Below are 7,843 nucleotides of genomic sequence, written 5' to 3'. Positions count from 1 at the left end.
GTGAGGGAACATGGATCAGTTGGCACTCAAGGCAATCGAGCGCATCGCCGCCGAACGGCGCGCGCCGTATCAGCACATCACGGTCGAGCGGATCACGCCGATCATCGGCGCCGAGATCGGCGGCGTCGATCTTTCGCAGCCGCTGAGCGACGAGCAGCTCACGGAAATCCGCCGGGCCTTTCTGGAGAACCACGTGGTGGTGTTCCGCGATCAGCACCTGACGGTGGACGAACACAAGGCGTTTGGCCGGCTGTTCGGTGAGCTGCGGGCTCTGCCGGTGGAAGACATCGACGGCGATGACCCGGAGCTGGTGGTGATCCGCGCCAATGCGCAATCGCGCTACGTGGCCGGCGAAACCTGGCACACCGACGGCACCGCCGATCTGGCGCCGTCCATGGGCTCGATGCTGTACGTCAAGGAAACCCCGGCCATCGGCACCGGCGGCGACACGCTGTTCGCCAACATGCACCTGGCGCTGGAAATGCTGTCGCCGACGATGCAGCAGTTTCTCGGCGGATTGACCGCGATCCATGACGGTGCGATTCCGTGGAAGGGCTATGAGGCGCCGGCCAATCTGCCGAAAACCGAACACCCGGTGGTGGTTCGCCACCCGGAAACCGGGCGCAAGTCGCTGTTCGTCAATTCCGGGTTCACCTCGCACATCGTCCAGTTGTCTGACGGTGAAAGTCAGGTACTGTTGAACATGCTGTTTGACCTGGTCGCCCGCGAACCGGTCGTCAGCTGTCGCGTGCGCTGGGCGCCGAACAGCCTGGTGTTCTGGGACAACCGCTGCACACAGCACCATGCGGTCTGGGATTATTTTCCGCACTCGCGGTATGGCGAGCGGGTGACGATTCTGGGGACGCAGCCCAAGGCTTGAGTCTAAAAAACCGGTGGGAGCGGGCGCCGTTCCCACCCTCATTCACAGGCCTTGTTTGAGCAGTTGCTCGACGATCAACTCGCCGAACGCCAGATTCCCGTGCAACGGGTCATCCACCTCGCAGTACGCCGGAAGCTGAAAGCCCAGCTCATCATTCGCCGCCGCGCGTACGTCGATCAGCTCGATGCCGAGTCCTTGCAGGCGCTGGATCAGCAGCGTCTGCGCGGCCATGAACACGCGTGGGTCGGACAGCTCCGGCACCCGCTGCGGCGGCAGCACGGCGAACACCTTGAGGTTCAGCGCCCGGGCCTGTTCATAGAACGCCAGCGCAGGCCGGGACAACGTGTCGATGATGGACTCGAACAGCGGCCCGGTGAGAAAACCTTCGTCGAATTCGCCGTCCGGCGTCTGGTAGCAGGTCCAGTTCGGCGCGGTGGCGAGATAGTGCAGGCTCAGGCCGATGGTACTTACCAGCGGCACCCCGACCTTCGCCAGTTGCGGTACTTCGAATGGCTCAAGGGCCTGGCGATACAGGCGCTCCATCTCGACGTCCCGGAACACCACGTCATGACGGGTCAGGCTGAAAAAATCCACCGCGAAATCCCGGCCGGTGCCCAGCGGGCCGCCACTGAAAGGCAACTCGCGGGCCTGCGCCGCCTTGCCGATGACCCCGGCATGGGAATCGCCCAGCAGCAGAAACCTAGGCGTAGTAATCGAGCACGGCGTCTTCACAGACAAGCTCCTCACTGGACACGCAGGTGGAGGCAACGCTGGTCAGCGCCTGCAGCGGTTGAACCGCATCGAGCCCGGCGAAAAACTGCCGCATGACAAATGCCACGCCTTCAGGCGTGACCTCCCGTTGGTTGGGTTGGTAGAACGCGCCCCTGAAAGGTGTGCCGGTGATGATTTCGTAGGAGGGGAAATAGTCGACGTCGTGCAGGTCTTCGCACAGCTGCCCGGCAACGGCGCGCAGGACTGATTTGGAATAGGTGGTGGCGCTCAACACATGCTCGCCCGTCGCGGTTGCCGTCAGGGGCACCGGTGACACGGTGAGCAGCAGACGCAGTTGCGGGTTGATCGAACGCATCAACTCAAGCGCCCTGACCATGTCGCCATAGGTGTCCATGAAGCCGAAGTTGCAGAAGCAGTGCAACTGCGGATCGAAGGTGCCGCGCACGGTGCCGGGGCACACGGGATACACCAGACCGGTCTGGCGGTTCTGCCAGGCTTCGGTCAGGCCCAGGGTGAACACGAACACTTTGGCGCGGCGCAGGGCAGTGCGGATGGCATCGAGGGTGGCTTCGCGCGAGGCGAACAGTGCGTCCTCGCTGGCAAAACCGTCGGGTTCCACGGCGGGGCGGAACGGGTCGAAGAAACGCCCGTCATGGGCCCAGGTTTCGTCGGGTGGCAGGCTCACGCCGAGCGCCCATTCCAGCCATTGGCACAGCATCGCCGGAGTGTACAGATTGCCGGTACGAAACGAGAAAACTCCATAGTTATGGGCCTTCCAGTCGGTTTCGGGCAGTCCGGGCGGTGCCGGTTCGGCATCCAGCCAGTTCATGCCGCGTTCGCCCAGCGCCCGGCCGATGTGCTGGGCGAAACACGAGCCGGCGGTGACGATGGCGTCCTTGTTGCCGATCTCGAATTGTGGCGTCCACAGTTGATCGATGTTCAGCGCGGGCTTGTCAGCCACGGCGGTGCGCCAGAAAGCGCGGGGTGGCAGGCACTGATAAGGGTTCACGAGGAGGGCCTCCTTGGCGGTCGCTGATAAAACCGGTCAGCTGATTTGATAGCGGTAGATCAGGTCGTCAAACCACCGATCTCCAATCTGATAGGCCTGCGGCACGCGGCGCTCGAATACAAAACCGCATTTCTCCAGAACCTTGCATGACGCGATATTACCGTCGGTCACGGTCGACTCCAACGAGTCCAGGCCGATGGCCGCGGCATAGTCGATGATCGCCTGCCGCGACTCGGTGCCAAAGCCTTTGCCCTGATGCTCGGGCAACAGCAGGCAACCCACCTCGGCATGCCCCGGCGACAGGATGCGGAATCCGGTCACACCCAGTTCCTGCCCGCTGGCCCTGTCGATCACCACCAGACACAACCAGTGATCCGACTGTGGCCCCCAGGCCGGAAGCCGATGCTCGAAGCCTTTGCGCACCTGGTGCTCGGCGATTTCACCGAACACATACTGCATGGTTTGCGGCTCGGAATGCAGCCTGAGGAACAGCGGCCAGTCGGATTCGACCATCGTGCGCAGGTCCAGGCGTTGCGTGGTGAGCTCAAGCATCCGCAGCTCCTTGCAAGGGCGGAAAGGGAAGACAGTTTTTTACTGGGTGTGGCGCGAAAGATCAATGATGCTGCGGATTTGCGCTGGCGCGCCGTCAGCCGTCAGCCATCAGCGTCAGCGCTAGTCTATTCCATGAACTTTTCACAAATCAGTGTGGTTGTTTCCTCGCTGTGGATGATGCGCTGGATCGAAAGTGATCCGGATTTCGCAGTTTCGACGACATCACCCACGACAGCTTGATGATTGAGGGTTATGAATCCAATCAACTGTTTTTCCTGATTCTTGAGGCAGTAATCATATTTGCTTGTACAGAACTCGTCTGCCGTAGGCCTTGATTTGAATTCGTGTTCTTTTGATTTGAAATAATCTTCATCACGCTCGGCGTGAAGAAGAGAGCGCTGATAGGCACCCAGTTTTGAAAGCCGCGAAGTTATCTGTTTGTTAGCCAGCAAGAAGGTAAAAACGCCAAGGAGCCCGATGGCAACTGACAAAATGAAAGCGGGAACTGAAAAGTGAAGAATCAAGGAAAATGTGCCCAATATTGGCGCGGCTAAAGCAATGAATTTGAATATTCCTGCGTAGGTCGTGTTTTCAATGTCCCAGATGTACTCTCGCTCGTTTTTTCCAGAAAGGGTCTTATACAAAAAGAAAATAAGTATGTTTGAAACCAGACTGGCCGAGAACAAAACCGCTGAGGCGATCAGCGCCGGCTTCGACAGGGTGTCAGTCGATGCGCTGAATAAGGCAAGGAAAAATGCAAAAGAGATGGCCCCGAGTACTGAGCTCATGTGCTGTTGCTGGGCGATGATTGTTCCGTCTTCGTAGCCGGATTTGAAGTTGATGAGTGCAAGCTCTCTGGCTGTTTTCCCGTTTATTGTCGGCTCGGATTCTTGGTTGCCGTTCAATTTCAACTCCTTTTGAGTGAATACTTTTCCATAGATCGAAACTAGCGGCGTAATGTTTGCCTGCACAGGACGATAACGTCAATGGGCACTGCCAGGAATAGACAGTATCGATTTTTCTGTGGTCGCAGTCCGACAACATTGACCGGGCCCGACTGCTCAATCCCAATCTGGCGCCAGCCTGGTAAGGCTTCGCCGACTCTCTCACGAGGAAATCTACCCCGGTTCGCCATGTTGCCAGGGCATGCAGGTGCTTGGGTGTTGCCTCCAAGCGTTGCAGCACCTCCAAATTAATTGGAAGCGCAGATCGTGCCTGGTCATTGAGCAAGCTTAAAGGTGGGAGCAGACGGTATGGCGGTTGCGGCTCAGCCATGTAAAACCCGTCCTGATCGGGTTTAGGGGCCGCGCTTGGTGTTGTTCGGGAGGCGCTTGTCTGGACTCAAGTTGTCAGCGTCCATATTGGCGCCAACGCGGGTGTAACGGACGGTGACTACGCCGCGTGCGAGTATGAGCCTTGGCGTTTGCGAATCATCCTGGCAGGTTGAGGTGCCAAGCGGTCAGCCGTTGAAAGCTCGAAAGTTGCGAAGGAAGGGTATGCAAAGCCTTGATTTGACTTGATTCTGATAATTCAAGGCAAATCCCGGTTTTCAGGTAAAGGTGACATTAAGGGCAGAGCCCAATCACACACATGATTTAACATAATATACATTACACGTAACAAGATGTTACGAGGTTGTCGTGGTTGCCACGGGGAATTGAAATCACCGCCACGTTAACACCCGCTAAACCTCTACCTCCGATATTGCCGTAGATTCCCCATCTGATCATTCGACTGAAAAAATCCCGCTACTGACTGTAACGGGATTTCTGATCTGGTTTGAAATGCCCCGATTCGACTTCTGAAGAATTTACTCATCACTTGGCGAATTCATAGGCTTGGTCGTTTGCTGAGTAATTGTCTGTTTCGCAATAACACGCTGATCCGCCGATTTGTTGAGCAAATCATTTCGTCGGGCCACTTGCGCGGGTGTTAATTGGTTCAATTGCTCTGGAGTCAGGTTCAAGAGTTGGTCATCGCTGAACGTTGTCATGGCGTTTTCTCCTTGGTGGAATGTGCTCATTACGCAGCGACTATCCTTTGCCCCTCAGAGCAATTTTAAAACTGTAAGAAATAACAGTTTTTTAGGCCCGTTTGCGTTATCGCTCATAACGAAAGGACCTGAAGATGTGCGACTGGTTGCGCTGGGTTCATTATCTCCTCCGTTATCGGGAGGCTTTTTTGATAGCTCAACTAAACGGTCATTTAGTGTAGTTAACGTATTATCGGCGAAGTTCGATGCATTTCCCTGCTCTACTAGAAATCCACAGTCGCCGACAGCAGATACGTCCTCGGCGTCGACAGCGTCAACCCCGGCTCACTGTCATCCGAGGCTCCCGCCGAGCTCCAGTAGCGCTTATCCAGCACGTTTTCGACATTGGCGCGCAAGGTGATCGTCTTTTCGTCCAGCTTGAAAGCATAGCGTGTGCCTACGTCGAACCGTTCCCACGAGTCGATTTCCTTGTCGTTCGATTGGTCCAGGTACTGCGAACTTGAATAGATTCCGCGACTGGTCAACGTTAAGCCCTGCACCGTTGGCACATCCCACTCCGCGCCAAGGTTGACGTTGTATTTCGGTGTCGCCGGTGCGCGGTTGCCGTCGAATGTGCCGTTGGTGGTGTGAGTCAATTCGCTATCGATGTACATCACTCCACCGAGCAATCTGAAGCCTTTGAGCGGTTCGCCGAATACGCTGAGTTCCACGCCATTGTTCTCGCGCTTGCCGTTCGGGCCGAAGACACGCGTGGTGACGTTGGTTTCGTAGGCGGGTTGTTTGATGCGGAATACTGCTGCCGTCAGCGCATATGAGCCCGCGTCGTATTTGGCGCCGACTTCGATCTGGCGGCTGATGAATGGCGGGAAGATTTCGTCCTCGTTGATCGATGTCGATGGTGCGATCTTGCCCTGGCTGAGGCCTTCCATGTAGTTGGCGTACAGCGAGAGTTTGTCGGTTGCCTTGAACAGAATGCCCCCCGATGGCGAGACCTTTTCTTCATCGTAGGCTGTGTCGCCCTTGATGCCGCCGCTCCAGTCATCGACTTTGACCCGCTGCCAACGCGCACCCAGGGTCAGCAACAGGCGATCGTCGAGGAAACCGAGGGTGTCGGACAACGCCACGCCGCTGAAGCGGTTCTCGGTGTAGACCTTGGCGTCATTGCGGGTCGGCGTGCCGGGTCTGGCGATTTCCACCGGGTCATAGAGATTGCTGCGCCCGGCCGCGTAACGGGCGCCGCCGTTTTCGAAGTCCATATAAAAGTAGTTGGCCGCCAAGTTCACTTCATGGCTGACCGGCCCGGTCTGGAACCAGTTACGAACGCCAGCGGTAGCCGTGCGGACGTTTTCGTCGCGAGTGAAATCTCGCGGCTGGACGCTGAAATCACCGGCGTCGTTAGTCACCGAAACGGCATGGCGCAAGAAGTCGTGATTGCTTTTGCGCGCGCCGACGCCGCCATACAGCATGACCGAATCACTGACATCGAACTCCCCGCTCACCGTACCGAAGGTATCTTTGGTGCGCGCCTTGCTCCAGGGTTGCGCATAGTTGTCGCGCACATCATTGGCGTTCGGCACCCTGGCATTGGCGGCGACTTGCACGCGTTCCTGCGGTGCGTCGGTGTCGCGTTCGGTGTGGCCGATATCGGTGGAAAGCCGCAAGCGTTCGCCACGGAAATCCAGGCCGAATACCGCCATGTCGCGATCGACACTCTGGTGATCCCATTCCGTATCGCCGGACTGTTTGACGCCGTTGAAGCGCACGCCGAACTGATTGTCTTCGCCAAAGCGCCGCCCGACATCCACCGCGCCACCGACCTGGTTGTTCGAGGCGTAGTTGGCCGTCAGCGAGGTGATCGGCTTGTCGGTGGCGCGTTTCGGCACGACGTTGATCCCCCCTCCTACACTGCCCCGTGGCGAAATCCCGTTGATCAATTGGCTCGGGCCCTTGAGGATGTCGACGCGATCGGCCATTTCCATGTCGATGGTGTACGTCGGCAAGATTCCGTAGAGGCCGTTATAGGAAACGTCGCTGTTGAACAGGCTGAAGCCACGAATGGTGAATTGCTCGTAGCGTCCGCCGGCCGGGTTGGTCGCGCGTACCGAAGGGTCGCTGCCGATCAGGTCGCCGAGCGTGCGGGCCTGCTGGTTCTTCACCGTTTCGCTGGTGTAGGTGGTCATGCTGAACGGGGTTTCCATGAAATCCCTGGAGCCCAACAGCCCTTGCGAGCCTCGCCGTGCAACCTGGCCGCCGGCAAACACGTCGGCCTCGGTTGACCCGCTCGCGCCGAGAATAGATGTAGGCGCAAGCTGCAAGGTGCTGCCTTCTGCCGCGGGTACCAGCGTATAAGCCTGATCGCCGACCGGTTGCAGTTGCAGCCCCGAGCCCTGCAACAATCGGCTGAACCCCTCCTCCACGCCATATTCACCGGCCAAACCATTGCTGTTGCGGCCGCTGACCAGCGCCGGATCCACCGATAGGTTGACTCCGGCCAGGCCGGCGAACCGCGTCAACGCCGCACTCAGACTACCGGCCGGGACCTGATAACTGCGGCGACTGCCGTCGTCGGCCCAGCTCGATTGGATCAACACGGGGCTGGCACTCAGGCTCAGCAAAAGACTCAACTGCAACAACGGACGCAAACGACCTGGGAATACTGCGGGCATTGGAAGAAGCT

7 protein-coding genes are annotated in these 7,843 nt (G+C 58.1%); 1 reads left to right on the top strand and 6 read right to left on the bottom strand.

Annotation, left to right across the window (positions count from 1 at the left end; all coding sequences use genetic code 11):
• Positions 1–10: 10 nt before the first annotated feature.
• Positions 11–880 carry a TauD/TfdA dioxygenase family protein gene (locus tag BLU71_RS08385; protein WP_083352789.1) on the top strand — a complete coding sequence of 290 codons (870 nt, stop codon included), beginning with the start codon at positions 11–13 and terminating at the stop codon, positions 878–880.
• A 42-nt stretch (positions 881–922) separates the two neighbouring features.
• Here the strand turns inward: BLU71_RS08385 and BLU71_RS08380 are convergent, their stop codons facing one another.
• The 6 genes from BLU71_RS08380 to BLU71_RS08355 form a co-directional block, all read right to left on the bottom strand.
• The gene (locus tag BLU71_RS08380) at positions 923–1,612 is read right to left on the bottom strand and encodes a hypothetical protein (protein WP_173867320.1); all 690 of its coding nucleotides are present in this window, start codon (positions 1,610–1,612) and stop codon (positions 923–925) included.
• Positions 1,581–2,621 carry a GSCFA domain-containing protein gene (locus BLU71_RS08375; protein WP_083352788.1) on the bottom strand — a complete coding sequence of 347 codons (1,041 nt, stop codon included), beginning with the start codon at positions 2,619–2,621 and terminating at the stop codon, positions 1,581–1,583. Before BLU71_RS08375 ends, BLU71_RS08380 begins: the two co-directional genes overlap by 32 nt.
• Positions 2,622–2,657: 36 nt before the next feature.
• The gene (locus BLU71_RS08370; protein ID WP_083352787.1) at positions 2,658–3,173 is read right to left on the bottom strand and encodes a GNAT family N-acetyltransferase; all 516 of its coding nucleotides are present in this window, start codon (positions 3,171–3,173) and stop codon (positions 2,658–2,660) included.
• Positions 3,174–3,298: 125 nt separating this feature from the next.
• A complete protein-coding gene (locus BLU71_RS08365; RefSeq protein ID WP_065617338.1) occupies positions 3,299–4,078 on the bottom strand; it encodes a hypothetical protein in 780 nt (259 codons plus the stop codon).
• 905 nt (positions 4,079–4,983) lie between these two features.
• The gene (locus BLU71_RS08360; protein ID WP_083352786.1) at positions 4,984–5,166 is read right to left on the bottom strand and encodes a hypothetical protein; all 183 of its coding nucleotides are present in this window, start codon (positions 5,164–5,166) and stop codon (positions 4,984–4,986) included.
• 263 nt (positions 5,167–5,429) lie between these two features.
• Positions 5,430–7,832, bottom strand: coding sequence for a TonB-dependent receptor (locus BLU71_RS08355; protein WP_083352785.1), 2,403 nt, complete (start codon positions 7,830–7,832; stop codon positions 5,430–5,432).
• Between the last annotated feature and the right edge of the window lie 11 nt (positions 7,833–7,843).

Origin of the sequence: Pseudomonas moraviensis (assembly GCF_900105805.1) — a bacterium.
In the GTDB taxonomy this organism is placed as follows: domain Bacteria; phylum Pseudomonadota; class Gammaproteobacteria; order Pseudomonadales; family Pseudomonadaceae; genus Aquipseudomonas; species Aquipseudomonas moraviensis_A.
This window is presented reverse-complemented; position numbering and strand designations above follow the sequence as displayed.